The sequence below is a fragment of the Pseudomonas sp. EpS/L25 genome, assembly GCF_001512295.1.
Classification (GTDB): Bacteria; Pseudomonadota; Gammaproteobacteria; order Pseudomonadales; family Pseudomonadaceae; genus Chryseomonas.
In genome coordinates, this window is sequence record NZ_LNUP01000002.1 from 1,498,986 (window position 1) to 1,522,877 (window position 23,892).

Genomic DNA, 23,892 nt, shown 5'->3' on the forward strand with positions numbered 1-23,892 from the left:
CTCCAGTGGTTCAGTTGTTCTGCGGCCGCCAGGGCTCGATCAGGGCGTCGAGGTTCAGGGCATCGGCGAAGTCCAGGAACTGGTCGCGCAGCCAACTGATCTGGGTGCCAGCGGGCAGGGTCACGGTGATGGTGGCGTTGAGCATGGTGCCGCCGGTCTGAGGCGCCTGGTAGGAGTCGCACACCAGATTCTCCACCTCGATCTTGTGGTCGGCGAAGAACTGGCAGAGTTCGTTGAGGATGTCCGGGCGATAGGCGGCGCTGACGTAGACGACGTACGGCAGGGCCTGAGGTCGGCTTTCCAGGGAGGCGCTGCGGGTAACGCCGACGGTGAAGCCATGGCGCTTGCCGATCCCGGCCAGGCTGTTTTCCAGGCGGGCCAGGCCGTCCCAGTTGCCCGACACCTGAAGGATCAGGGCGCTGTATTCCCCATGCCGGCTCAGACGGCTGCTGACCACGGCGCAGCGATTGTCCATGCAGCTGCGAAAGAGCACGTTGGTCAGTTCCATGGGATTGGCGCCCATGGCACTGATGACGAGAAATTGTTCGCGGATCGGGGGGGTAGCGGACATTGGGGTTCCTGGCAGGGGAGATACGACTGGGTTCTGTACGAAAAGTGGCTACGCTCGGAGATGCTTCGTTGACAAAGGCTTCGCCTGACCTTCGCTCACCAACTTTTCGTACAGAACCTGGCAAAGGCGAAAGGGTAGCGAAAAGCGCTCGCGGGGGGAATGCCCGTCGGGGAGCGTTGCTTGTGCTGGCGCAGAGGCGTCAGTACCATTACCGCTCTCTTTTTCCGGCAGGAGCGGTTGCATGATTGCGGGGAGTATGGTGGCGCTGGTCACCCCCATGGACGCCCAGGGGCGTATCGATTGGGATAGCCTGACCAAGCTGGTGGACTTCCATCTCGCCGAAGGCACCGACGCCATCGTCGCGGTGGGCACCTCGGGTGAGTCGGCGACGGTCGATGTCGACGAGCACGTCGCCGTGATCCGTCATGTGGTCGAACAGGTCAAGGGCCGTATCCCGGTCATCGCCGGCACCGGTGGCAATTCCACCCGCGAGGCCATCGACCTGACGCGCGCCGCCAAGGACGCCGGGGCCGATGCCTGTCTGCTGGTCGTGCCCTATTACAACAAGCCGACCCAGGAAGGGCTCTATCAGCACTTCCGCATGATCGCCGAAACCGTCGCCATCCCGCAGATCCTCTACAACGTGCCGGGCCGTACCGCCTGCGACATGCTGGCCGAGACCGTCGAGCGCCTGGCCAAGGTGCCGAACATCATCGGCATCAAGGAAGCCACCGGCGACCTGGCCCGTGCCCGCGACATCCTCTCCCGGGTGAGCAAGGATTTCCTGGTCTACTCCGGTGACGACGCTACCGCGGCCGAGCTCATGCTGCTGGGCGGCAAGGGCAACATCTCGGTGACCGCCAACGTCGCCCCCAGGGCGATGAGCGACCTCTGCGCCGCCGCCATGCGGGGCGATGCCGACACCGCACGCGCGCTCAACGAAAAGCTGATGCCGCTGCACAAGAATCTGTTCATCGAATCGAATCCGATCCCGGTGAAGTGGGCCCTGCATGAAATGGGCATGATCGACGCCGGTATCCGTCTGCCCCTGACCTGGCTCAGCTCGCGCTGCCATGAAGTGGTACGTCAGGCCCTGCGTCAGGCGGGAGTGCTGGCGTGATTAGGAAGCAGGCGATGAAACGTATTCTCGGATTGACGACGCTGAGCCTGGCCGTGGCCAGCGCCAGTGGTTGCAGCTGGTTGTGGGGCGAACACGGCTATTTCCGTGATCGCGGCAACGACTACCTCGAATCCCGCGAGACCGGTCCGATGCAGGTGCCGACCGATCTGCAGGCCAAGCCGCTGGATCCGCTGCTGCCGGTTCCGGCCAACGTGGCCGACACCCAGAACCGTTCCTACGGCTTCGAGGTGCCGCGGCCCCAGGCGCTGAGCGTCCAGGGCAGTGGCAGCGAGCAATTCAGCGTCCAGCGCAGCGGCAATGCCCGCTGGCTGGCCGCGCAGAAGGTCCCGGCCACCCTCTGGCCGACGGCCCGTCAGTACTTCACCGACAACGGCTTCCGCATCGCCGAGGAGCGTCCGCAGACTGGCGAACTGGTCACTGCCTGGCAGTCGCCCACCGAGCTGACCACGCCGCTGGCCCGTGCCCTGAGCACCAATGGTCGCCTGGAGCCCGGCAAGGAGCTGCGAGCGCGGCTGCGCATCGAGCCGGGCGTGCAGTCCGGCAGCAGCGAAATCTTCGTCCAGACCCAGACCCGCAGCCAGGGCAGCTCCAGCGATCCGTCCTGGTCCAGCAGCCAGAACAGCTCGGCGCTCGACGATGCCCTGCTGAACCAGGTGCTGGCCGGTCTGGATCGCAGCGCCGAAGGGGGCGGTTCGGTATCCCTGCTGGCCGCGGGCGGCTACGACACCCCCGAGCGCGTCACCTACGAGGTGGACGGTAGCGGTGTGCCCATGCTGGTGCTGGAAAGCGACCTGAACCGCGCCTGGTCCAGCGTCGGCCGCGCCATCGAAGGCGCCGATATTCGTGTCGACGACATGGATCGTAGCCTGGGCGTGTACTACGTCAACCTCGCCGAGGGTGCGCAGAAGCCGGAAGAGCGCAAGCCGGGCTTCTTTGGCCGTCTGTTCGGCAAAGGTGAGACCAAGGAAGAGGAAGATGCCCGGGCACGGCGCTTCCAGGTACGCCTGACCTCGGTCGGCAACACCGTTCAGGTCACCCTGGACAAGACCATCAACACCGCAGCACCCCAGGATATCGCCGAAGGCGTGCTGAAAAAGCTTCAGACGAGCATGCAGTATGCGCTTCGCAATCCTGGGCAGCGGCAGTCGGGGCAACTCGACCCTGGTGCACAGCCATAACAGCTACGTCCTGATCGACTGCGGCTTCTCCCTGCGGGAAGCCGAGCGTCGCCTGGCCCGGCTGGGCGTGGTACCTGCCCAGCTGGATGCCGTCCTGGTCACCCACGAACATTCCGATCACGTCCAGGGCGTCGAGCTGCTGGCGCGCAAACACGGGGTACCGGTTTACTACAGCGCCGGCACCGGGCGTGGCCTGCGCAAGCCGGTGGCGGCCCAGGGCCTGCTGGCGGATGGCGAGCGCCTGGTGCTGGATGCGCTGGAGGTGACTGTGGTGCAGGTTTCCCATGACGCCCTGGAGCCGACGCAGTTCGTCTTCGACGATGGTCGCAAGCGCCTGGGCGTGCTCACCGATCTCGGTGAAGCCACGCCGGGCGTGCTCGAGCATTACCGCGGGCTCGATGCCCTGGTGATCGAGGCCAATCATGACAGTGCCATGCTGGCCAACGGACCCTATCCCTATCATCTCAAGGCAAGGGTTGGTGGGGTGCGCGGGCATCTCAACAACCGGCAGTCGGCCGATCTGGTGCTGGACCTGGCCTGTCCGGGCCTGCAGCATCTGGTGCTCGCTCACCTGAGCGAGAAGAACAACAATCCCTGGCTGGCTCGCGCCTGCTTCAGCAGGGTACTGGGTTGCGACGCGGATTGGCTGCGGATCGCCGACCAGCAGCAGGGGCTGGAGTGGCAGGCCATCGCCTGAGGCGCCAGTCGAGTTTTCTTTGGCGGCTGCGCCTCGCTGCACGGCCAAAAGATCCACGATCCTATGTAAACTGCGCTTCCCGGCTGTACTCGTCCCGAACCGCTCGTTTCACCTGCGTTCGTCCACAGCCTGCAAGCCATTCGAACCGGAGTCCAAGATGGAAAAACGCGCAGAACTCTACCGTGGCAAGGCCAAGTCGGTATTCACCACCGACGATCCCGATCGCCTGGTCCTGTTGTTCCGCAACGACACCTCTGCCTTCGATGGCGAGCGCATCGAACAGCTCGAGCGCAAGGGCATGGTGAACAACAAGTTCAACGCCTTCGTCATGCAGAAGCTCGAAGCCGCGGGCATTCCGACCCAGTTCGAGCAGCTGCTGGGCGACAACGAATGCCTGGTCAAGAAGCTCGACATGATCCCGGTGGAATGTGTGGTTCGTAACTTCGCCGCTGGCAGCCTGGTGCGTCGCCTGGGCGTGGAGGAGGGCCTGGAACTCACTCCGCCGACCTTCGAACTCTTCCTGAAGAACGATGCCCTGCACGACCCCATGGTCAATGAAAGCCACGTCCAGGCCTTCGGCTGGGCCACCCTCGACCAACTGGCCGAGATGAAGGCGCTGACCTTTCGCATCAACGACATCCTCAAGCAGCTGTTCGATGACGCCGGCCTGCTGCTGGTGGATTTCAAACTGGAATTCGGTCTGTTCCACGGCAAGGTCGTCCTGGGCGACGAATTCAGCCCGGACGGCAGTCGCCTGTGGGACAAGGCTACCCGCAAGAAGATGGACAAGGATCGCTTCCGGCAGGGCCTGGGCGGCGTGATCGAAGCCTATGAAGAGGTCGCCCAGCGCCTGGGCGTCCCGCTCTAAGAATCTGTTCACGATCCGCTGCGCGTCGGCCAAACGGCGTTGAAAAGCCATTCGGAATGCTCATTTACCCCTCGTAAACTCCGCTTCCTCAGGTGTTTTCGTGGGGCCGCCCAGGCCTTGTTTGGCTCTAGCTCGCGAGATCGTGAGCAGGTTCTGAACGCAAGCCGCTGATACCAGAGCTTTTTTTGCAATTGCATGTTCGCTTTTGCAATCATGGCTGGTATGATGCGCCGCGTTGGAGAGATGCCGGAGTGGTCGAACGGGACGGATTCGAAATCCGTTGAGTCAGCAATGGCTCCTAGGGTTCAAATCCCTATCTCTCCGCCATATCCGAAAACCCCGAGCGTGCCAGGCACCTCGGGGTTTTTATTGGCCGGAATTCGGCTCGGTCATGGCTCCACCGCTGTCTGCCCGGCCGCTCCGGACTGCTGTCGGGCGCGATCAGTCGCAGTGGCGCTGAGCGAGCTCTTGGCGATGCGCGCCGTTCTACGCAGCGAGACATGCTGCGTCCGCGCACGAGACCGGCGCCGCCGGATGGCGGGCGCAGGATTGCGCGATAGCTGGACGGCCCGCTGAAATGGAGCGATGCTGGAAACGTGCATCCGAGCACAGGCTACGACCCGCTGGCGGGCCTGCACGCCTAGCTTCCAGGGGTGGCTTCGGCGAATAACAATAAAAGAGGAGTCGAGCGATGTTCTACAAGGTCAGCGTGTATTCACGGCCTGAAGATCGTGGGCTGTTGGTCTGGCGGTGGAAGAAGCAGTTCCTCGGCGAGTGGGTCGAGTCTCGCCAGGAATTCGAGGACTGCGAGCATTGCGTCCACCATGCGCTGCAGGATGCCAGGGGGCAAAGCGTGCACCTCGAGACCGATCGCTGCACGCTCTATCGCTACCGCTTCCAGAGCATGCTGCATCAGTACGGTAGCTGCTATTGCCTGAGCGGTGGTCGGGCGTCGGAGGCCGTCCTGGATCTCATTGCCCAGATCGAGGAGCGCCACAACGTCATCGTGCTGCGCGACGGCCAGCCGTTCTTCGCCCATTATCGGGCGGACCTGCGAGCGGACGGCACGCTGGCACCCGAACTCTGGCAGGGCGTGGAATGGCGAGGGCTGGAAGGGCGCTTCGAGTATGCCCATAACCCCAGGCCGGTCTGAATACCAGGTCAGAAGGGCAGCAGCTCCTGGCGCATGATGCTGATGTCGGCCGGTGCCTGGATGCCGACCTGTACGCGATCGCCCTGAACTTTCAGGATGCGTACGTTGATGCCGCCATTGAACAACTGATCCAGCACCTGTTCTTCATCGGCTCCTGGTTTTAGGGAGAGGTTGATGATTTCACCAGTGCGGCGCGTCAAGACCAGATAAGACATGAGCATCCTTGCCATGATTTCAAGGGCTGGATGATAGCCAGTTCCGTTCGGTATGAGAACTGGTAGGCGGATTATTCGCTCTAGGACGGCAGTCTGCGCCTGCTCGGCCGGCGCTGCCGCGGCTTCAGTTGCCAGCGTCGAATGGCGAAACCCAGCAGGCCAGCTACCAGTGTCAGGAGGTTCACTCTATCCGTGGGGCCACTGCCGTGATGGCCGGCGCCCAAGGTGATCAGAGTGGCGAGCGCCCACATCGAGATTGCCGCCGCGACGGCGACGGCCATTTCATTCAGGTCGGCGGCCGGTACACGCCGAGCGGCGGGGAGCGGTTCGCTGTCGTAGTCTTCTTCGGGCATTGGGGCCTCCGGATGGCTTCTTGTTCGAGATTATCGCCAAGTGTCTTATCGACTGCTTATGGGGAGTCTGGAGGGGATCGATAGCGCGGTCAGCGCCTTTTTCCGGCGGACGGACGAGAGGTACTCGCTAGCGCCACGGATGGTCGCTGGAAGCGGGGACATCGTTTAATTGAGCGACGGCTGGTGGGCGACTACATCGAAGGTGTTCTTCCTCCGCGCCCCATCACCAATCGCCAGATAGATTTCGTTCAGCATCACCGGAAACCCTGCACCTGGTGACTTGGATGCTGGCTTCCTGGCGAACCATAGGCACCCGCAGGTGGCGAGCGTGAGCACCCAAGCGCTGGTCGACAACCAAGGCGTGGCGGTCCTGTGCCCTTTCCGCCGAGCCCAGGCAGGGCGGCAGCAATCGCCAGCGAACAGGCGGGAGAGATCCAGCAGTACGGCGTGGGCCACGCCACTCGCGACCTCCAGGATGCCCTCGACCGCGACGACTATCCGGAATGGGAGATGTGCGGGCAGAGCATGATGGGCGAGGTGCATGACGAACTGCCCTCGATCCCCTGGACGACGTCAAGCGCTGGCTGGAGGATCGGTTTCCGTTGCTGCTGGCAGGATGCCTGGTGCTGGATGGTAATCCCTCGAACGTTTTCGCCGAAACCGGGCAGGCCAAGGGATTCGGGTGGCCCAGGATGCCAGCGTCGATCTGGAACGGGTCAAGGCGCTGCCGAATCTGCCGACGCATCCGGCACCCCACGAAGATGTCCCGGCCGAGGCCTGCCAGGGGGGGCTAGCGGAAGCGCCTGCGCCTGGCATCACCGGTTAGCTCGCCGGACGCGGGCCGGCCGCCGCTGGTGGTCAACGCCCGGAAGCCTCGTCCGCGACGCATGCCCAGCAACGCTCGAAATCCTCGCGCCAGTCGGGCAGGGCGAAGGGCAGCAGCGCCTGGACCTTGCTGCAATCCAGGCGCGAGTCGCGAGGCCGGGTCGCGGGAGTAGGATAGTTGTCGGTGGAGGTGGGATAGAGGCGGGCCCGCAGCTCGCCGCGCTCCGCCAGGCGTTCGGCGATGGCATGGGCGAATCCGTGCCAGGAGGTCTGGCCGGCGTTGGTCAGGTGGTAGAGCCCGCTGCTGTCCCGTCGTTCGAGCAGGCGCTCGACCAGGTGGCGCGTCGCCCGGGCGATGGTGGGGGCCCAGGTAGGCGCGCCCAGTTGATCGTCCACTACGTGCAGCTCATCGCGTTCGGCGAGCAACTGCCGCATGGTGTTGAAGAAGCAGGGACCGTCATGGGAGTAGACCCAGGAGGTCCGCAGCACCAGGGCTCGCCCCCCGGCCGCCAGCACGGCCTGCTCCCCGGCCAACTTGGAGCGACCGTAGACGCTCAGGGGCGCGGGTGCGCAGTTCTCGCTATAGGGGCGGCCACGGCTACCGTCGAAGACGTAGTCGGTCGAGTAGTGCACGAAGGGGATATCCCGTTCGCAAGCCCACTCGGCCAGGATCTGCGGCGCATGGGCGTTGATGGCGGCGGCACGGTCGACATCCTTTTCGGCCTGATCGACAGCGGTATAGGCCGCTGCGTTGATGATGAGGTCCGGAGTCAGTCGATCGAAGGTGGCACGCAGCCGATGGGTCTGGCTCAGATCGAGTTCTGCCTGACCGATGACGGTCAGCGAATGGGTGTTGCCGAATTCGCGCTGCAGGGCGCGCGAAACCTGGCCGGAACGGCCGGTGATCACAATATTCATGAAAGCTTGCCTGGACGCCTTCAGCGGAAGGCGTTCGTCCTGAAATCGATGCTCGAAAAGCCCTGGGCTTTTCCCATGCGAAACGAAACCTGCCGCCATCGGCGACAACTGCTCGGTTCCAATCGTCTTCCTGGAGAAGACTGACGGCCGCTGTCTATGGCGGAGTGGGCATCGATTTGGCGGACGTGGCGGTCATGGTTCACCCGGTGGACTGGATATGCGGCTAGGACTGCCGTTCGTCGGTGTAGTTCAGCGCCGGTGCAGGCGCGTGAGCAGCTTGCCAAGCTGCAGCCCTGCCGTCGAGGTGGTCAGCAGAGCGGTATGGAGAACCTGTTCAAGTTCGCGGATGTTTCCCGGCCAGGGATAGTCGATCAGGGCGGCTTCGTCGTCGGACGTCAGGGCAGGGGGCGCGCAGCCAAGACGTTCAGCGTGCTGAGCGAGAAAATGTCGGGCGAGGGGCAGCAGGTCGGCCGGTCGCTCACGCAGCGGCGGGATGGAGACAAGCCCCGGACCGATGAACTCCCACAGCCGGACCTCGAAATGCCCGGCCTCGACCGCTTGTGCCAACTCCACGCTGGAGCCGGCGATCAGGCGCACATCGACCTCGGTGCGTTGACTGCTGCCCAGGCGCAGGATGCTGCCTTCCTGCAGAACCCTCGCCAGTTCCTGCTGCAGCTCCCTGGGCAGGTCGGCGATTTCATCCAGATAGAGGCTGCCACCATTGGCGGTGCCGAACCAGCCCACGCGACTGCCCGAGGTGCCGGCATAGGCGCGCGGAACATAGCCGAACAACTCGGCGGCACCATGGCGCCGGCTCAGGGAGGCGCAGTTCAGGCTGCTGAACAGGCCGGTACGGCCGCTACGCTCGTGCAGTCGGCGGGCCAGCAATTCGCGGCCCGTCCCCCATTCGCCGGCCAGCACCACGGGCTGCACCTGGGGGGCCAGCTCATCGAGCTGCGTGAGCAGGTGCCGTGAGCGGGGATCGGCGAAGGCCAGCGCCTTGGCGCGGATGGTCAGGTTGCTCTGCTGCTCCGCGGGAACGATCAACAGGTCGGAAGAGGTGGTAGGCATGCCGGTATCACTGCAACGCAAAGTCCCATGATAGCGGTGCTGATTTATAGCTAAAAATAAGTATTTTTTATTCGCTTATCGTATTTGGCTATTTGAAATGAGGGCCATCCGGCAGGCGGCGGTATAGAATCTTGGCCTGACCAGGAACGCCGGAGCTTCGTGCTCCCGTTCCTGCCGATCGATCCTTAGGCTAAGAGGCGCTGCTTTGGCTTTTTCCCTGCTGGCGGTGATCATCGGTGGCGCCCTGGGGTGCGTGCTGCGCTGGTTGTTCGCCTTGAAGTTGAATGGTCTCTTTCCTTCGCTGCCCCTGGGTACCCTGGCGGTCAATCTCATTGGCTGCCTGGTCATCGGCCTGGCCCTGGCCTGGTTCGCCAAGGTGCCAGACATGGAACCGGTGTGGCGTACTCTCATCACCACGGGGTTCTGTGGCGGCCTGACGACCTTCTCCAGTTTCTCCGCGGAAGTCATCACCCTGCTACAGGAGGGCAAGCCCGGTTGGGCGCTGGCCACCGTCGGGGCCCATCTGAGCGGTTCGCTGGCGATGACGGCCTTGGGCTTCGGCCTGGTCCATTGGGCGTACCGCGCCTAGCGCGGCGGAGGTTGCGATGATCTCTCTGCGTGCTCCCTGCCCGCCCGGTGTCTGTAGTTGTGATCGGGATGGCGTATTGGCCGACCCGACTCGCGATGCGCGGCCCTTGCTGCTCAATCGCCAGGAGGAGCAGCGCCTGCTCCAGCGACTCGAGGCGGTCGGCAGCCTGGCCGATCTGCGGCGGCTGCAACAGCGGTTGCAGGAGCAACTGGGCATTTGCCTGGAGATCGCGCCGGGGCCCGGAGAGGTGCGCAGCGCCCGGGGCCTGTCGATCAAGCTGCAGCCACGTCCGGGGTTGTGTCGCAAGCTGCATCAGTCAATCCCGGCCGCCATTCGCCGTGGCCTGACGCAGCGTCCGGAAATCCTCTACGCCCTGCTCAACGCCAACGACCTGCTCCGCGACGCCTGACACTCGTCAGGCCGGCGCTGCGACGCTGATCCAGGTCGGCGCATGGTCGCTGGTCTTCTCCAGATCCCTCACCCAGCGATGCACACCGGCATCCAGCAGGCCGGGCGCGAGCGACGGACTGAGCAGAAGGTGGTCGATGCGCAGCCCGGCATTGCGTTGCCAGCGCTGACGGAAGTAATCCCAGTAGGTGTAGATCGCCTCGTCGGGATGCCGGGCGCGTAGGGCATCCAGCCAGCCCTGGTCGAGCAGGCGCTGGAAACAGGCGCGGCTCTCCGGCTGCAGCAGGGCGTCCTTGCGCCAGGACTTCGGATCGTAGATATCGCGGTCGGTGGGGACGACGTTGTAGTCGCCGGCCATGACCACCGGATGGCCGCTGTCCAGTAGCCCCTGGGCATGCTCGAGCAGGCGCGCGAACCAGGCCAGCTTGTACTCGAACTTGGGGCCCGGCCAGGGATTGCCGTTGGGGAGATAGAGGCAGCCGACCACGATGCCCTTCACCGCCGCTTCCAGATAGCGCCGCTGGGGATCGTCCGCCAGGCCGGGCAGGCCGCGACGGATCTCCAGTGGCTGGTCGCCACGCGCGAGGATGGCGACGCCGTTCCAGGACGGCTGGCCCTCCCAGAGCGCGCCGTAGCCGGCCGCCGCCAGCTCCGCTTCGGGAAAGTCGGGGCTCTTGGCCTTGAGTTCCTGCAGGCAGACGATATCCGGCTGCTCCCGCTCCAGCCACTGGAGGAGGATGGGAAGTCGCGCCCGGATACCGTTGACGTTGTAGGTGGCGAGGGTAAGGGCGGCCATGGTGGGTTCCTGAGCGGGGGATGTAGCCATGACCGGCTGGCCGGGACGTCGGTTCCCTGTAAGGATATATGTGACCTGGTTATCGTTATTTGATGACTTACTTTTTTTGGCACCTTAGGGAACTTTTTGGCCGCTAACGCTGAATTGCCGGAAAAAAATTGGCGATTCGACCGAAAGTTCCATTTCGATTGTGGCTACTGTGTTACTTCGCTCATCGTGCCGACGAACGGGTTTTCTATTAATTTGTTTAAAATCAACTGCTTATATTTGATTTTAGTAATGGCTAAATAATGGCCGCAGCAGTCGGGAGAGGAAGTTGGCATATCGCTTGAATGAGTGGACATGCCTGGAGGCGTCGTCTCGCTGAAGAGTGTCAGCGAGGTCCTTCTCTCACTTCATATCGGCCGTTGTTCAGGGAGTGCGTTCACGGGTCGATCTAGCGCAGCTGGTGATGATGAAACCATCTTTCCTGAAATTCCCCCGCTGGACAGCGCGTGCGCTGCCCTTCGTCGCCGCTCTGGCGATCATGCCCACCGCCAAGGCCGAACAGGTCAACCTGGTGGGGCTCAATCTTTCCGGCGCCGGCTTCGCCGGCCAGGTGCTGCCAGGGGTCAACGGTACCCACTACATCTTCCCCGTGGAGGCCTACTTCAAGCAGTGGAGCGCCAAGGGCATCAAGTTGATCCGTTTCCCGGTGATCTGGGAGCGGCTGCAGCCGGTGCTGGGCGGTCCGCTGGACCCGACCTATGCCGCCCTGGTGGACGAGACCTTCGCCAATGCGCAGAAGTACGGCATGCGCATCATCCTCGACCTGCACAACTACACCTTCTATCGCGGTTCGGTGATCGGCAGTGCTGCCGTCCCCTACACCCGCTATCAGGAGATCATGACCCGTATCGCCCAGCGCTGGAGCAATCAGCCGTCGCTGTACGCCTACGACATCATGAACGAGCCCCACGATTCCATGGCGCAGTGGCCGATCGCGGCCCAGTACGGCATCAATGGCGTGCGCGCGGTGGACAAGACCCGGATCATCATGATCGAGGGCAATGGCTGGTCGGAGGCAACCCGCTGGCCGCTGTGGAACGACGCCCTGCTGGCGCTCAAGGATCCTTCGGACAACCTGGTCTTCCAGGCGCATTCCTATTTCGACGAAAGCGCCGGCGGCAACTACACCGGGATCGACGTGGGCAAGCTCAGCCAGGATTATGGCGTGGAGCGCGTGCGGCCCTTCGTCGAGTGGCTGAAGAAGAACAACAAGAAGGGCATGATCGGCGAGTTCGGCGTGCCGGATAACGATCCCCGTTGGCTGCCGCTGATGGATCGCATGCTGGCCTACCTCAAGCAGAACTGCATTCCGGCCACCTATTGGGCCGCAGGCCCGGGCTGGGGCAACTATTTCCTGTCGGTGGAGCCGATCAATGGCGTCGACCGCCCGCAGTGGCCGACCCTGCGCAAATACATCGATGACAGCAGCTGCACCGCCATCGGCCCCCTGGGCAGTGGCGCGGCGACCACGCCGGCCAGCGGGACGGGTACGGCTGGCGGTTCCAGCAACAACAGTGGTGCGGGCAGCGGCACCGGCGGCTCCGGCTCCACCAGTGGCGGCACGGCAGGCGCGGGGGCTGCAGCCGGGACGGGCAGCGCGGGGGGCGCGACCACCACCGGGGTGACCACCTCGATCAACGACTTCACCAACGAAGACTGGCTGCACGGCGTCTATCGCAAGGCTGCCGGCTTCTCCATTCCGGCATCGGCGGTGAACGTGGACGCCTTCAAGGTCGGCGCCCTCATCACCCCGGCGGATGGCAAGAGCTACAAGGTGACCTACGCCCAGGTCGTGGGCAGCAACATGAGCGTGTTCATCGAGAGCCCGCAGCTGGATGGCAATCTCTTCGGCTATCCGAAGACGCTGCGCACCGGGGCTACCACCTCTGGCTCGGCCGTCAGCGTGCCGGGTACCGGCAGCAGTAGCGGTACGACGGGATCGACCGGCAGCTCGGGTAGCTCCTCGGGTTCCGGCTCGGGCAGCAGTGCGGGCAGTGCGACGCCGGCCGTGACCTTGCCGGTCGTGACCACACCCGCCCCCAGCACCGGCAGCACCACGCCGACCACCACGGTACCGACGCCCAGCGGATCGTCCTCGACGCCCACGGGTTCCAGTACGCCGGCGACGAATGCCAGCAAGCTGAGCCTGGTGGGCCTGAACTTCTCGGGGGCCGCCTTCGCGCCCCAGGTGCTGCCCGGTGTGGTCAACGTCAGCTACATCATGCCCGGCGAGGCGAATTTCCAGCAGTGGAGCGCCAAGGGCGTACGGCTGATCCGCTTCCCGGTGATCTGGGAACGGCTGCAGACGCGCTTCTTCGGCAGCCTGGAGCAGGGTTACAGCCAGCAGATCACCCAGGTGCTGGAGCTGGCCAAGAAGTACAACATGAAGGTGATCCTGGCGCTGGACAATGGTGGTCGCTACAAGGGCACCCTGATCGGTACCGGGACCGTCACCAACTTCAATTACTGGGATCTGATGTATCGCCTGGCCTTCCAGTGGGGCAACCATGCCGCGCTCTACGGCTACGACATCATGGGCAAGCCCAATGGCGCCGACAGCGGCTGGCCGGTAACGGCGCAGTCCGGGATCGACGGCGTCCGCACCATGGATCGCATCCATCCGGTGATCGTCCAGGGCAACGCCTGGGGTAGCGCGGCCAACTGGCCGGGCGTCAGCAACGCCTTGCTGAATCTGAAGGACCCGGCCAACAACCTGATCTATGCGGCCAACGTCTACCTGGACCAGGACGGCAGCGGCAACTACGCGGCGCAGGACATGACCGGCTTCGATCCGCAGGTGGGGGTCAATCGCGTCAAGCCCTTCGTCGAGTGGCTCAAGCGCAATGGCAAGCGCGGCATGATCGCGGAGTTCGGCGTACCGGCGGGTGACAGCCGTTGGCTGGCAGCCACTGACAATCTGCTGGCCTATCTGCAGCAGAACTGCATGCCGCTGACCTACTGGGCCGCTGGCCCGGGCTGGGGCAACCATGCGCTGGCGGTGGAGCCAGTGAACGGCGCCGAGCGGCCGCAATGGCCGACGCTGAAGAAGTACGTGGATGCGAGCAACAGCTGTACTGCGATAGGACCGCGTTGAGAATGACGCTCTGAAAATGGACGGCGACGAGACCTCTGGTGTCGTCGCCGTTCCTTCATCCCGCGCAGCGAAGGCTGCGTCAGCGGGTGGCGGAACGCCAGCAGCAGAGGCTCTGGAACAGGCTCCGTACGGACGACGAACGGCTATAGCTTGACTTATAAACCCGCGAGTAGAGTCGAATCCGATATTTCTCGCACAAGGAGCAGGTGCCATGACGCAATCCACCCAGCAGCGGCTGCAGAATCTGGAAGAACAGATTCGCGACCACCGTCAGGAGCTGGCCCGGAGCCGCCAGAGCTTCCAGGAACAGTTCGTCATCTATACCAAGAAATACGCCCGGCTCAGCGTGCTCGAAGCCCAGTTGGAGCTGGTGCGCAATAACGTCAAGGCCCCCGGCTGAGGCGCTTTCCGCCGTCCCTTCGGCCGTGGCCCGCCTTCAATCGTCCCGGGTCAGCACTTCCAGCAATTCGATCTCGAAGGTGAGATTGGCATTGGGCTTGATCAGCGCACCGACCTGGCGTTCGCCATAGGCCAGGGGCGCTGGCACTTCCAGCCGGCGCTTGCCGCCTACCCGCATTCCCATCAGGCCCAGATCCCAACCCTTGATCACCCGTCCGGTGCCGATGACGCATTGGAACGGGCGCCCCTTGGCGCGGGACGAATCGAACAGGGTGCCGTCGTCCAGCCAGCCTTCGTAGTGGGTGGTGATCAGGGCGCCCTTGACCACGGCCCTGCCGTCGCCTTCAACCAGATCCTCGATCCGTACCTCGTCGCTCATCGTCGCGCTCCAGCCAAAAGGCGGAGTCTAGCCTGTCCGGCAGCGGGCGCGGCGTGGCCTTGTCTGCTCACTCCGGCACGGCGCCGAAGAGGCCGGCCTGGTAGTCGCGAATCGCCTGACGAATTTCCTCGGCGCTGTTCATGACGAAGGGGCCATGGGCGACGATGGGCTCGGCGAAGGGGGCGGCGTGGCCATAGAGCAGCAGGGCGCCTTCACGGCTGGCCAGCTCCACGCGATCACCGTCGGCGGCGAACTCGAACAGCTGCCAGGGGGCTTCATCGTGGCCGGCGATCTGCACCGCGCCGCGGACGCCATAGCAGAACACCGCCTCACCCGCCGGCGCGGGTAGCACCACGGTGCCGCCGGGCTCGATTTCCACGGTCATCAAGGTGATGGGGGTTGGCGTCTCCACGGCGCCCTGAATCCCCTGGTAGGTACCGGAGGCCAAGCGGATGTGCACCCGGCCGTCGTCCGCCTCGATCAGCGGCATGGCTTCGGCCGATACGCCGTGATAGGCCGGTCGGGTGAACTTGAGCCGCGCCGGTAGGTTGATCCACAGTTGCAGGATCTCCAGCTCGCCGCCGTCGCGCTTGAAGCTGGCCGGCGACAGCTCGGCGTGCACCAGGCCACTGCCGGCCGTCATCCACTGGATGCCGCCCGCGTCGATGACGCTCTCGTGGCCACCGCTGTCGCGGTGAGCGAGGGAGCCGGCGAGGATGAAGGTCACCGTTTCGAAGCCGCGGTGCGGGTGGGGGCCGAAGGGCAGGCCGGCGTTGTGCGGCGGATAGACCTGGGGGCCGTGGTGGTTGAGAAAGAGGAAGGGATCCAGATGGGGCAGGCCGGGCCCCGGCAGGGGACGGCGGGTGTGGAGATCGCCGATGTCATCGCGGCGGGCGGGATGACGATGCAGCAGCGTACGGACGGTCATGGCGGACCTCTCAGGCTTAAAACGCCAGTGTAGGGATACCCTCGCCGGGCGGGTACCCCGGTGGCGTTGCCGCGGTGGTCAGATGGAGAATTGCACCTCACGCTCCGGCCGGGGCGCCAGCGGGCGTCGATGATTGACCACCAGTTCGCCGATGCGGATCAGATGGGCGCGGGTGACGTTGCGACTCAACCCCAGCAGCCGCGCCGTATGGACCTGGTTGCGGTGGCAGAAGCGATAGGCGGCGCGGACCAGGGCATCCTCGACGCGTTCGTGCAGGGCCTCGGGCTGCTCTTCGAAGAGTTGCGCGAAGGCCTCGGTGAGCAGGGCCTCGGTGGGCGCCTGGGCGGTCGGCTGGGGCTGGCTCGGCGTACGCGTAGGGCGCTGGACGAAGTGTAGGTCCTCGGCCTGCAGCTCGCCCTGGGGCTTGAGCAGCAGGGCGTGCTGCAGGGTGTTCTCCAGCTCGCGGATGTTGCCGGGCCAGGGGTGATCCAGCAGGCGCCGCTCCGCCGCCGGGCTCAAGGCTACCGGGGCCTGGGCATAGACATGGAGGAAGTGCCGGGCCAGCGGCAGGATGTCGCCCTGGCGCTGGCGTAGCGGCAGCAGCGGCAGGCTGACCACGTTGAGGCGATACCAGAGGTCCTCGCGGAAGGTGCCCTCGGCCACGGCCCGCTCCAGCGGGACGTTGGTAGCGGCGATGATGCGGACATCCAGCGGGATGCTGCGCCGGGAGCCGAGGCGTACCACCTCGCGCTCCTGCAGCACCCGCAGCAGCTTGACCTGCACCGACAGCGGCAGGTCGCCGATCTCGTCGAGGAACAGGGTGCCCCCATTGGCCTCCTCGAACCAGCCGGCACGGGCGCCCAGGGCGCCGGTGAAGGCGCCTTTCTCATGGCCGAAGAGTTCGGACTCCACCAGGCTCTCGGCGAAGGCGCCGCAGTTGACGGCGACGAAGGGGCCGGCGTGGCGGTGGCTCAGGGCATGGATGTGGCGGGCGATCAGCTCCTTGCCGGTGCCCGTCTCGCCGATCACCAGGACGCTGGCTTCGCTGGGCGCGATCTTTTCCAGGTGGGCGAGCAGCTCCCGGGAGCGCGGATCGGTGAAGACCTGAGCGGTGGCCCGGTAGCGAGGCACCTCGGGGGTGCGCGTCAGGGTCAGCAGGGTCATGGGCGAGTCCTCTTCAGGAGTAGAAACTGGGAGTGGGCAGGCGTTCGTTCAGCGCCCAGTCGCCCAGTTCATGCAATTTGTAGTCGAGCGGGTCGTGCAGGGTCTGGGTGCGCAGGTTGCGCCAGTAGCGATCCAGTCGTAGCGCCCCAGCGGTGGCGCGGGCGCCGCCGACCTCGAACAGCCGGCTGGCAAGATCCAGCCCATGGCGGCTGGCGGCGACCTTCGCGGTGGCAATGGCGATGGCCAGGTCGCCCCGGGTTTCCGCGGTGAGCGCCGTACCCTGGCGCCAGGCCTGTTCGAAGCCGAGATTGGCGCGCTCCACCAGCAGGCGGGTGCTCTCCAGGGCGACCCAGAATTCGCCGTAGTGGCGCAGGACATAGGGGTCTTCGCTGGCGCTGGCGGCGGCGGACTTGAACCAGGGGCGAGCCTGGTTGCGGGTATAGCGCTGGGCCTCGGCGAAGGCGCCTTCGCCGAGGCCCAGGAAGATGTTGGCGAAGATCAGTTGGGCCAGCAGCGGTCGCAGGCAGGCGAAGGGAGTGCTGAGCGGACCGGGCTCCCGCAGCCATTCCTGGTCTTCGATGCGTACGGCGTCGAAACGGGCACTGCCGCTGTCGGTCTGGCGCTGGCCGTTGTTGTCCCAATCATCGAACAGGTGGATGCCCGCGCGCCCGGTCGGTACCACGGCGATCAGCAACCGGCCCTGGTCGTCGTGCTCCAGGGCCGAGAGCAGCAGCAGGTCGGAATCCAGGGCGCCACTGCAGAAGCTCTTCTGCCCGTCCACCTGCCAGGCGTCGCCCTGGCGGCGGGCGAGGGTGCGGCGGTCCAGCGGGTTGAGGGCGTTACCCCAGAACAGCGCCTCTCGGGCGGTACGTTCGAGCCAGGGCCGCCACTGCTCCGGCTGGCCGAACAGTTGGGCAGTCGCCAGCAGCAGATGGTGGAAGCCGAAGACATGGGCCAGGGAGCTATCGACCCGGGCGAGCTGGCGCACGGCTTCCAGGGTTTCGTTCCAGGGAGCGCCCAGCCCGCCTAGCTCGGATGGGATGCTCAGGGCCAGCAGGCCGCTCTGGCGCAAGGCGTCCCGCTCGACCTTGGGCGTGCCGCCCCGGCGATCCCGCTCGACGGCGGTGGCGGCGAAGGTGGATAGCAGCGGCGTGAGGATTTCCAGCGCAGGATAGGTCATGGCGATTCTTGTAGGTTGGCAGGTCTGCAGGCGTTAGAACTTAAAGCCGCTCAAACCTGGATATGAAATATTTTTTGGTTATTACGTAATAGTCTGCCCACTGCTGGCCACCCATCGTGTAAAGCGCCCGCTCGGTCCTTACTGCATTCAGTCAACTAAAGGATCGGCCAGGTGAGGCGATACAACGGCTACTCAATCCACCGAGCAGGTGCGCGCGATGTTCTATAAGAAACTAAAGCAGGAACTGCAGCGCCTGCGCGAGCAGTCGAACTCCTTCTTGCGGCTGAAGGAGGAGCTGAATGCCGAGATGATCGGTGTCGAACTGGATGGCCGCGGCTGCATCACCTCGGTGAACGCCAATTTCGAAAGGGAAATGGGCGTACGGGCCGCCGACCTGTTGGGACGGCCCCTGACGGACCTGATCCCGGCGCACATCAAGAACGAAGAGCACAGCCGTCGCCTGCAGCAGAGCCTGAGTCGCGGCGAGCATTTCAGTGGCGCTCTGCGCCTCACGCGCGGCGACGGGCGCGAGGCCTGGCTCCGCGGCATCCTGCATCCCTTCCACGACAGCCAGGGCCAGGTGAATCGCTTCCGGCTGTTCTGCAACAACCTGACCCGTACCATCGAGACGTCCCGCGAGCATGAAAGCCTGCTCAAGGCGCTGCGCCGCTCCACGGCGGTCATCGAGTTCAACCTCGAGGGCGAGGTGCTCGATGCCAACGACCGCTTCCTGCAGGCCATGGGCTACTCGCTGGTGCAGATCAAGGGCAAGCACCATCGACTGTTCTGCGATCCGGCGGAGGCCAATTCCGAGGCCTACCTCCAGTTCTGGGCACGGCTGCGCCGTGGCGAGTTCGTGGTCGACCGCTTCAAGCGGCTGGACGCCCACGGCCGGGATGTCTGGCTGGAGGCGTCCTACAACCCGGTGATCGATGCCCACGACCGGCTGTACAAGATCGTCAAGTTCGCCACCGTGATCACCGAGCAGGTCGAGCAGGAGCAGGCGGTGTCCGAGGCGGCCAGCCTGGCCTTCGAGACGTCCCAGCAGACCGACGACACCGCCCGCAAGGGCGCCGTGGTGGCACAGCAGACGGTGGACGTGATGCGCGTCCTGGCCAGCCAGATGCAGGAGGCGGTGAAGGGCATCGAGGCGCTGGACAACCAGTCCCAGGTGATCGGCACCATCATCAAGACCATCAGCGGTATCGCCGAGCAGACCAACCTGCTGGCGCTCAATGCCGCCATCGAGGCCGCGCGGGCCGGCGAACAGGGCCGCGGCTTCGCCGTGGTGGCCGACGAGGTTCGACAATTGGCCTCGCGCACCAGCAAGGCCACCGAGGAGATCGTCGGGGTGGTGCAGCAGAACCAGCAACTGGCCAGCGAGGCAGTGACGGTGATCGAGAACGGACGCCGCCAGGCCGAGCAGGGGCTGGAACTAGCCGGCCAGGCCGGGCAGGTGATCGTGGAAATCCAGGATGGCGCCCAGCGGGTGGTCGGGGCGGTGGGACGGTTCGCTCGGCAGCTGTCGAGCTGATCCCGCACGGGGCTGGCCGCGGCAACGGCAACCCGCGGGTTGCCGGTTTGCCTTGGACGACGGCTGGGCGTCAGCCCTGCTTGCCGCCGCCGCCGATCTGCCAGACGTAGGGCGGCTCGGTTCCCTCGATTTCCCAGGCGCCGATGATGCGCTCCTTGTAGATCAGCGGATTGTGCGAGGCGGCGGTGCGGGCATTGCGCCAGTGCCGGTCCAGTCCCTTGCTCACGCTGGTCGCCGAGGCGCCCAGGGCGTTGAACAGGTCACTGGTGGCGCGCAGTACCAGATCTGCCACGGCCGCCTGTGCCTGGGCGGATTCCAGCTCGGCCGCTACATTGGCCTGATGCTCGGCGGCAGCGTCGCCGGCATGGCGCGCCTCATAGGCGGCCTGGGCCGTCGCGGCCGCGCTCAGGGTCGCCGCCTCGGCGGCATAGACGAAGGCCGAAGCCTTGCCTACCACCTGCTGTACCTGGGGATCGGCGCTGGCGGCGTCGGCATTGCCATGGCTGTAGACGCGCTTGCGTGCCTTCACCTCCTCGGCGAAGTCGCGCACGGCGGCCTGGCCGCTGCCGGTGATCACGGCGAGCAGCACCAGTTGGTAGAAGGCGGTCTGGTATTTGAAGCGGGTGGCGAAGTCGATGAGGTTTTCCGGCTCCACCTGCACGTCCTCGAACACCGAAGTGCCGCTGGCGGTGGTGCGCTGGCCGAAGCCGTCCCAGTCGTCGGACTGGCGCACGCCCGGCTGGTCGGTGCGGATGGCGGCAATGACGTCGCCGCCGGTGTCATCACGCTGCGCATAGACGTCGATCCAGTCGGCGAACAGGCTGCCGGTGCTGTAGTACTTGGTGCCGTTGAGGCGCCACTGACCGTCTTTCTGGCTGACGCGGGTGATGACTTCGCCGAGCTTGACCGTGCCGATTTCGGTCCAGGCATTACCCACCAGCTCGCCGGCGACGAAGCGCTCGAACCAGGCCTGCTGGGAGGTGCTGGCGTGGGCGTTGAGGCGATCCTCGACGAAGGCGAAATGGCCGCGCAGGGCCTGGGGCAGGTTGCTGTCGGCGGCCGCCAGTTCGATCAGCAGGCGCACCAGCTGCGGCAGGCTGGCGCCGCTGCCGCCGAACTCCACCGGCACTCGCACGGCGCCGAAGCCGGCTTCCTTCAGCCAGGCGACGGGGGCGTAGGGCAGGGTGCGAGTGCGTTCGCGCTCCAGGGCGCCCTCGGCGATACGGACGAAGATCGGTCGGAAGCGGGCGACCAGGGGTTCGTAGTCGGGCGCCTCGGTGCGGGTAGGGGGCAGATGACGAGCGGGCAGATTCATGATGATCCTCGGCGGACGGAAAGGACGACGCCAGAGCCATTGCAAGAGTGTTGCCAGCCCTCCAGGGCCTGATCTGACAGGCTTTTCCACGCGCGTGCTGTCCTGGGGACAGCACGGCTGTACTGGCGCTGTTGGTAGGGCGACACCTGGCCGGTCGCGCTAGACTGCCGGTTTTGCGGAGCGCCCATGGACATCCTCTTTCTCGGCACCTCCGCCGGCGTGCCGACCCGGCGGCGCAACGTCTCGGCCGTTGCCTTGATCGAGGACCAGGGCAAGGGCTGGTTCCTGATCGACTGCGGCGAGGCCACCCAGCATCAACTCCTGCGTACGCCGCTGTCGGCAGCGGATCTGCGCGCCATCTGCATCACCCACATCCATGGCGATCACTGCTATGGCCTGCCGGGGCTGCTGGCCAGTGCCGCCATGACCGGACGCAGCCAGCCGCTGGCGCTGGTTGCCCCCCGGGCGGTACAGGCCTGGCTCGGCGCTACCCAGGCGCTGACCGCCCTGCATCTACCGTTCGAGGTACGATTCCATGCCCTGGAGGACTTTACCGGCCTGGCTCTGGGCGCCTGGGACATCGACGCCTTTGCGCTTTCCCATCGTGTGCCCAGCCACGCCTTCCGCTTTCGCGAAACCCGTCGACCGCAGCGCCTGGACCCAGCGGCCCTGGCCACGGCAGGGGTGCCCCGCGGGCCGCTGTGGGGGCGTCTGCAGGCCGGAGAGGACGTACTGCATGAGGGACGCCTGCTGCGCAGCGCCGACTTCCTGCAGGCTGCTTACGCCGAGCGACGACTGGTGGTGGCGGGCGACAACGATCGTCCCGAGCTGCTCGTCGAAGCCTGTCGCGGCGCCCAGCTACTGGTCCACGAGGCCACCTACGCCCAGGCGCATATCGACAAGACCGGCGAGAGCTGGGGTCACAGCAGCGCCGCCGGCATCGCCCGTTTCGCCCAGGCCCAACAACTGCCGGCGCTGCTGCTCACCCATTTCAGTCCGCGCTATCAGGCCGATCCGGCGCGTTCGCCGTCCATTCAGGAGCTGGGCGAGGAAGCCGCGGCCCACTACTCGGGCGAGCTGCACCTGGCCGAGGATTTTTCGCGGTTTCGGCTGGATCGGCAGGGGCGGCTCAAAGCCCTGGACCAGAGCGGCGGGGAGGGGAGAAGGGAACACCACTAGCTGGCAGAGCGGGTGCTCACGCCCTTGAACGACCTGTTTTCCTTGGGCATAGTGCGAACGTTTATCATTTCAGGGTCGCCTCGACCCTTCGCACCTGTCCCTAGGAGAAGCAAATGGTGGTGTCTTTGAACAAGGTTTCGACGCTGGGCGCTCTGGCGCTGCTGTCGCTGGCAGTGGCTGCCTGCTCCACCCAGGCAGAGGCGCCGCCGCCACCTCCGGCTCCGGTCCCGGTCGCTGCCGCGCCGGCCATGCCCCAGGCACCCGCCGAGCTCAAGCGCGTCGAGCTGGGCTATGGCCTCTACGAACTGGCCTACAGCCCGGCCAAGCAAGCGGTCTATGCCGCGACCGCCCAGTTGACCAAGGGCGTCACCGGTGGGGTGATCTACCAGCTCGATCCGGCTACCCTGGCCATCACCGGGCAGATCCATACCGACCTGAAGAACTTCGCCCTGACCACCGATGCCGCTGGCGAAACCCTGTTCGTCACCAACTCCCTGGATGGCGGCCTGACGCGCATCGACCTGCGTACCGGCAAGGTGGAGAAGCGCCTGAAATTCAACGAGATGGGCCGGGACGGCCATCCGGTCAATCCGCGCCAGGTCATCCTGCACGACGGCCTGCTGTACGTCGGCGGCGTCGGCGATCCGGGGGTGATCTGGGTGGTGGACGCCAAGACCCTGACCCTCAAGGCGCGCATCCCCAATGCCGGCAAGTGGGTGACCGGCCTGCTGTACTCCGAGGACACCGGGCGCCTCTATGCGGCCAATGGCAGCGGCGAGGTGCTGGTGATCAATCCGCGCACCCGCAAGATCGAGCAGCGCTGGACCCCGGGCGATGGCGGCAAGTACCTGCTGCTGAACCTGGCCGAGGATCGCGCCAATCACCAGCTGTTCGTCACCGACAATTCCGAAGCCAAGACCGTGCTGGTCTTCGATATCCGCAGCGGCAAGGTGATCAAGCGGCTGCCAGTGGGCGATGCCCTGGCCATCAAGCTCAATACCAAACGCAATGAGCTGTACATCACCCAGCGCGAGACCGGTCGGCTGTTGATCCTCGACGCCACCACCTACGCCGAGAAAAAGGCCTACGACCTCAAGCCCAATCCCAACAGCCTGCTGGTCAGCCCGGATGGCCAGACACTGTATGCGACGGTGAAGACGCCCTTCGACAAGGAATACATGAATACCGCGCCGGAAAGCGTGGTGCGCATCGACCTCTCCGCGGTGAAGTAAACCGCGCCGCCCTGGCTGCCGCAGCGTCCTGCTGCGGTGGCCCCGGGCTTCCCAAGCCCACCGGCTTGCTCTTGAATGCATGGGTCCTACCATCAAGGAGCTGCCGCTTTGTCCGCCACCGATCTCAGCCTGCTTCCACTGCTGGAAGCCTCCTACCGCCGCTGGCTCGGCGAGCCGCTGCCGCGTCCCGCCGGACTGCCTGAGCCTGAACTTCCTGTCTGGCTGCATGAGTGGGCACCCTATGCCCTGCTGGCGCACGGTACCGAAAGCGATCCGCTGTTCTGCTACGCCAACAGGCAGGCGCTGAGCTGTTTCGGCTATCCCCGCGACGAATTCATTGGCATGCCTTCAAGGTTCAGCGCCTCACCCAAGGACAGGGACGAGCGACAGCGCCTGATGGAAGCGGTGGGGCGCCAGGGCTATGCCTCGGGCTACGAAGGCTGGCGGGTGGACAAGGCGGGGGAGGCATTCCAGATCCATGCGGGGATGGTGTGGAATCTGGTCGATGTCGACGGTATGCGCGTGGGGCAGGCGGCGCTGTTCTGGCCGGATCCGCAGCGGGTTGGGCAGCTGGAATGAGGTAGAGATCGTTGGGCTCGGCTGCGCGCGGAAGATCGGCGAATTCGTGGACAAGGCTGCGCCGTTGTCCACCCTACG

Annotated in this window: 25 protein-coding genes, 1 tRNA gene and 1 pseudogene; 16 read left to right on the top strand and 11 right to left on the bottom strand. The window is 65.2% G+C overall.

Annotation, left to right across the window (positions count from 1 at the left end; genetic code table 11):
* Window positions 1-10: 10 nt before the first annotated feature.
* Window positions 11-571: a glycine cleavage system protein R gene (locus AR540_RS07945; RefSeq protein ID WP_059227624.1), complete on the bottom strand. Its 561-nt coding sequence runs from the start codon at window positions 569-571 to the stop codon at window positions 11-13.
* A gap of 241 nt (window positions 572-812) precedes the next feature.
* Between AR540_RS07945 and dapA the strand changes: the two genes are divergently transcribed.
* From dapA to AR540_RS07975, 6 genes are all read left to right on the top strand, one after another.
* Window positions 813-1,691: a 4-hydroxy-tetrahydrodipicolinate synthase gene (gene dapA / locus AR540_RS07950; RefSeq protein WP_059227626.1), complete on the top strand. Its 879-nt coding sequence runs from the start codon at window positions 813-815 to the stop codon at window positions 1,689-1,691.
* A gap of 14 nt (window positions 1,692-1,705) precedes the next feature.
* Window positions 1,706-2,890, top strand: a complete 1,185-nt coding sequence (gene bamC, locus AR540_RS07955; RefSeq protein WP_059227628.1) for an outer membrane protein assembly factor BamC — start codon at window positions 1,706-1,708, stop codon at window positions 2,888-2,890.
* Complete coding sequence (locus tag AR540_RS07960; protein WP_059227630.1) at window positions 2,829-3,587, top strand: MBL fold metallo-hydrolase; 759 nt, start codon at window positions 2,829-2,831, stop codon at window positions 3,585-3,587. Before bamC ends, AR540_RS07960 begins: the two co-directional genes overlap by 62 nt.
* 157 nt (window positions 3,588-3,744) lie before the next feature.
* Window positions 3,745-4,455: a phosphoribosylaminoimidazolesuccinocarboxamide synthase gene (gene purC / locus AR540_RS07965; RefSeq protein ID WP_059227632.1), complete on the top strand. Its 711-nt coding sequence runs from the start codon at window positions 3,745-3,747 to the stop codon at window positions 4,453-4,455.
* Between the two features lie 237 nt (window positions 4,456-4,692).
* Window positions 4,693-4,782, top strand: a tRNA-Ser gene (locus AR540_RS07970).
* A gap of 364 nt (window positions 4,783-5,146) precedes the next feature.
* On the top strand, window positions 5,147-5,608 hold the full coding sequence (locus tag AR540_RS07975) for a hypothetical protein (protein WP_059227634.1): 462 nt from the start codon (window positions 5,147-5,149) through the stop codon (window positions 5,606-5,608).
* Window positions 5,609-5,616: 8 nt separating this feature from the next.
* Here AR540_RS07975 and AR540_RS07980 read toward each other — a convergent pair whose 3' ends face one another.
* Window positions 5,617-5,823 (bottom strand): carbon storage regulator, encoded by a 207-nt coding sequence (locus tag AR540_RS07980; RefSeq protein WP_065242511.1) that lies wholly within the window; start codon window positions 5,821-5,823, stop codon window positions 5,617-5,619.
* An 80-nt stretch (window positions 5,824-5,903) separates the two neighbouring features.
* Window positions 5,904-6,176, bottom strand: a complete 273-nt coding sequence (locus AR540_RS07985) for a hypothetical protein (RefSeq protein WP_059227639.1) — start codon at window positions 6,174-6,176, stop codon at window positions 5,904-5,906.
* Between the two features lie 682 nt (window positions 6,177-6,858).
* On the opposite strand from AR540_RS07985, the gene AR540_RS26000 reads away from it, so the two are divergent.
* Window positions 6,859-7,002, top strand: a complete 144-nt coding sequence (locus AR540_RS26000; RefSeq protein WP_236712031.1) for a hypothetical protein — start codon at window positions 6,859-6,861, stop codon at window positions 7,000-7,002.
* Window positions 7,003-7,034: 32 nt separating this feature from the next.
* Here AR540_RS26000 and rfbD read toward each other — a convergent pair whose 3' ends face one another.
* Complete coding sequence (gene rfbD, locus AR540_RS07995) at window positions 7,035-7,919, bottom strand: dTDP-4-dehydrorhamnose reductase (RefSeq protein WP_059227643.1); 885 nt, start codon at window positions 7,917-7,919, stop codon at window positions 7,035-7,037.
* Window positions 7,920-8,168: 249 nt separating this feature from the next.
* Complete coding sequence (locus tag AR540_RS08000) at window positions 8,169-8,990, bottom strand: sigma-54-dependent transcriptional regulator (RefSeq protein WP_059227645.1); 822 nt, start codon at window positions 8,988-8,990, stop codon at window positions 8,169-8,171.
* A 205-nt stretch (window positions 8,991-9,195) separates the two neighbouring features.
* On the opposite strand from AR540_RS08000, the gene crcB reads away from it, so the two are divergent.
* Window positions 9,196-9,579, top strand: a complete 384-nt coding sequence (crcB, locus tag AR540_RS08005) for a fluoride efflux transporter CrcB (protein WP_059227647.1) — start codon at window positions 9,196-9,198, stop codon at window positions 9,577-9,579.
* A gap of 16 nt (window positions 9,580-9,595) precedes the next feature.
* Window positions 9,596-9,988: a hypothetical protein gene (locus AR540_RS08010; protein ID WP_059227649.1), complete on the top strand. Its 393-nt coding sequence runs from the start codon at window positions 9,596-9,598 to the stop codon at window positions 9,986-9,988.
* 6 nt (window positions 9,989-9,994) lie between these two features.
* On the opposite strand, the gene xth is transcribed toward AR540_RS08010, so the two are convergent.
* Complete coding sequence (xth, locus tag AR540_RS08015) at window positions 9,995-10,783, bottom strand: exodeoxyribonuclease III (protein ID WP_059227651.1); 789 nt, start codon at window positions 10,781-10,783, stop codon at window positions 9,995-9,997.
* 451 nt (window positions 10,784-11,234) lie between these two features.
* Here xth and AR540_RS08020 point away from each other — a divergent pair, with 451 nt between their 5' ends.
* Together AR540_RS08020 and AR540_RS08025 are read left to right on the top strand one after the other, a co-directional pair.
* A complete protein-coding gene (locus AR540_RS08020; RefSeq protein WP_059227653.1) occupies window positions 11,235-13,925 on the top strand; it encodes a glycoside hydrolase family 5 protein in 2,691 nt (896 codons plus the stop codon).
* Between the two features lie 211 nt (window positions 13,926-14,136).
* Window positions 14,137-14,325, top strand: coding sequence for a hypothetical protein (locus tag AR540_RS08025; RefSeq protein ID WP_059227655.1), 189 nt, complete (start codon window positions 14,137-14,139; stop codon window positions 14,323-14,325).
* A gap of 36 nt (window positions 14,326-14,361) precedes the next feature.
* Here the strand turns inward: AR540_RS08025 and AR540_RS08030 are convergent, their stop codons facing one another.
* From AR540_RS08030 to AR540_RS08045, 4 genes are all read right to left on the bottom strand, one after another.
* Window positions 14,362-14,703, bottom strand: a complete 342-nt coding sequence (locus AR540_RS08030) for an FKBP-type peptidyl-prolyl cis-trans isomerase (RefSeq protein WP_059227657.1) — start codon at window positions 14,701-14,703, stop codon at window positions 14,362-14,364.
* Window positions 14,704-14,770: 67 nt separating this feature from the next.
* A complete protein-coding gene (locus AR540_RS08035) occupies window positions 14,771-15,631 on the bottom strand; it encodes a pirin family protein (protein ID WP_059227659.1) in 861 nt (286 codons plus the stop codon).
* A gap of 78 nt (window positions 15,632-15,709) precedes the next feature.
* Window positions 15,710-16,795: a sigma-54 interaction domain-containing protein gene (locus tag AR540_RS08040; RefSeq protein WP_059227660.1), complete on the bottom strand. Its 1,086-nt coding sequence runs from the start codon at window positions 16,793-16,795 to the stop codon at window positions 15,710-15,712.
* Between the two features lie 13 nt (window positions 16,796-16,808).
* Window positions 16,809-17,975 (bottom strand): acyl-CoA dehydrogenase family protein, encoded by a 1,167-nt coding sequence (locus tag AR540_RS08045; protein ID WP_059227662.1) that lies wholly within the window; start codon window positions 17,973-17,975, stop codon window positions 16,809-16,811.
* 217 nt (window positions 17,976-18,192) lie between these two features.
* Between AR540_RS08045 and AR540_RS26400 the strand changes: the two are divergent.
* Window positions 18,193-18,969 (top strand): annotated as a pseudogene (locus AR540_RS26400) (PAS domain-containing protein); the annotation flags it as partial.
* 129 nt (window positions 18,970-19,098) lie between these two features.
* Window positions 19,099-19,509, top strand: coding sequence for a methyl-accepting chemotaxis protein (locus AR540_RS26405; RefSeq protein ID WP_442963773.1), 411 nt, complete (start codon window positions 19,099-19,101; stop codon window positions 19,507-19,509).
* Between the two features lie 70 nt (window positions 19,510-19,579).
* Here the strand turns inward: AR540_RS26405 and AR540_RS08055 are convergent, their stop codons facing one another.
* Window positions 19,580-20,824, bottom strand: a complete 1,245-nt coding sequence (locus AR540_RS08055; protein WP_059227666.1) for an acyl-CoA dehydrogenase family protein — start codon at window positions 20,822-20,824, stop codon at window positions 19,580-19,582.
* A 186-nt stretch (window positions 20,825-21,010) separates the two neighbouring features.
* Here AR540_RS08055 and AR540_RS08060 point away from each other — a divergent pair, with 186 nt between their 5' ends.
* The 3 genes from AR540_RS08060 to AR540_RS08070 all read left to right on the top strand — a co-directional run bounded on the left by AR540_RS08060 (window position 21,011) and on the right by AR540_RS08070 (window position 23,814).
* Window positions 21,011-22,003: an MBL fold metallo-hydrolase gene (locus tag AR540_RS08060; RefSeq protein WP_059227668.1), complete on the top strand. Its 993-nt coding sequence runs from the start codon at window positions 21,011-21,013 to the stop codon at window positions 22,001-22,003.
* A 113-nt stretch (window positions 22,004-22,116) separates the two neighbouring features.
* Entirely contained in the window at window positions 22,117-23,235 is a 1,119-nt protein-coding gene (locus AR540_RS08065) for a YncE family protein (RefSeq protein ID WP_059227669.1), read from the top strand.
* 108 nt (window positions 23,236-23,343) lie between these two features.
* The gene (locus AR540_RS08070) at window positions 23,344-23,814 is read left to right on the top strand and encodes an MEKHLA domain-containing protein (protein ID WP_059227671.1); all 471 of its coding nucleotides are present in this window, start codon (window positions 23,344-23,346) and stop codon (window positions 23,812-23,814) included.
* Window positions 23,815-23,892: the final 78 nt, after the last annotated feature.

Coding starts and splice junctions, on each gene's coding strand:
- AR540_RS08060 (WP_059227668.1), top strand. CDS start 21,011: ATGGACATCCTCTTTCTCGGCACCTCCGCCGGCGTGCCGACCCGGCGG.
- AR540_RS08025 (WP_059227655.1), top strand. CDS start 14,137: ATGACGCAATCCACCCAGCAGCGGCTGCAGAATCTGGAAGAACAGATT.
- AR540_RS08030 (WP_059227657.1), bottom strand. CDS start 14,703: ATGAGCGACGAGGTACGGATCGAGGATCTGGTTGAAGGCGACGGCAGG.
- AR540_RS08065 (WP_059227669.1), top strand. CDS start 22,117: ATGGTGGTGTCTTTGAACAAGGTTTCGACGCTGGGCGCTCTGGCGCTG.
- AR540_RS08000 (WP_059227645.1), bottom strand. CDS start 8,990: ATGCCTACCACCTCTTCCGACCTGTTGATCGTTCCCGCGGAGCAGCAG.
- AR540_RS08010 (WP_059227649.1), top strand. CDS start 9,596: ATGATCTCTCTGCGTGCTCCCTGCCCGCCCGGTGTCTGTAGTTGTGAT.
- rfbD (WP_059227643.1), bottom strand. CDS start 7,919: ATGAATATTGTGATCACCGGCCGTTCCGGCCAGGTTTCGCGCGCCCTG.
- AR540_RS08040 (WP_059227660.1), bottom strand. CDS start 16,795: ATGACCCTGCTGACCCTGACGCGCACCCCCGAGGTGCCTCGCTACCGG.
- AR540_RS07945 (WP_059227624.1), bottom strand. CDS start 571: ATGTCCGCTACCCCCCCGATCCGCGAACAATTTCTCGTCATCAGTGCC.
- AR540_RS26405 (WP_442963773.1), top strand. CDS start 19,099: ATGCAGGAGGCGGTGAAGGGCATCGAGGCGCTGGACAACCAGTCCCAG.
- AR540_RS07980 (WP_065242511.1), bottom strand. CDS start 5,823: ATGTCTTATCTGGTCTTGACGCGCCGCACTGGTGAAATCATCAACCTC.
- AR540_RS08020 (WP_059227653.1), top strand. CDS start 11,235: ATGATGAAACCATCTTTCCTGAAATTCCCCCGCTGGACAGCGCGTGCG.
- dapA (WP_059227626.1), top strand. CDS start 813: ATGATTGCGGGGAGTATGGTGGCGCTGGTCACCCCCATGGACGCCCAG.
- AR540_RS07985 (WP_059227639.1), bottom strand. CDS start 6,176: ATGCCCGAAGAAGACTACGACAGCGAACCGCTCCCCGCCGCTCGGCGT.
- AR540_RS07960 (WP_059227630.1), top strand. CDS start 2,829: ATGCGCTTCGCAATCCTGGGCAGCGGCAGTCGGGGCAACTCGACCCTG.
- AR540_RS08035 (WP_059227659.1), bottom strand. CDS start 15,631: ATGACCGTCCGTACGCTGCTGCATCGTCATCCCGCCCGCCGCGATGAC.
- AR540_RS07975 (WP_059227634.1), top strand. CDS start 5,147: ATGTTCTACAAGGTCAGCGTGTATTCACGGCCTGAAGATCGTGGGCTG.
- xth (WP_059227651.1), bottom strand. CDS start 10,783: ATGGCCGCCCTTACCCTCGCCACCTACAACGTCAACGGTATCCGGGCG.
- bamC (WP_059227628.1), top strand. CDS start 1,706: ATGAAACGTATTCTCGGATTGACGACGCTGAGCCTGGCCGTGGCCAGC.
- AR540_RS08045 (WP_059227662.1), bottom strand. CDS start 17,975: ATGACCTATCCTGCGCTGGAAATCCTCACGCCGCTGCTATCCACCTTC.
- AR540_RS08055 (WP_059227666.1), bottom strand. CDS start 20,824: ATGAATCTGCCCGCTCGTCATCTGCCCCCTACCCGCACCGAGGCGCCC.
- purC (WP_059227632.1), top strand. CDS start 3,745: ATGGAAAAACGCGCAGAACTCTACCGTGGCAAGGCCAAGTCGGTATTC.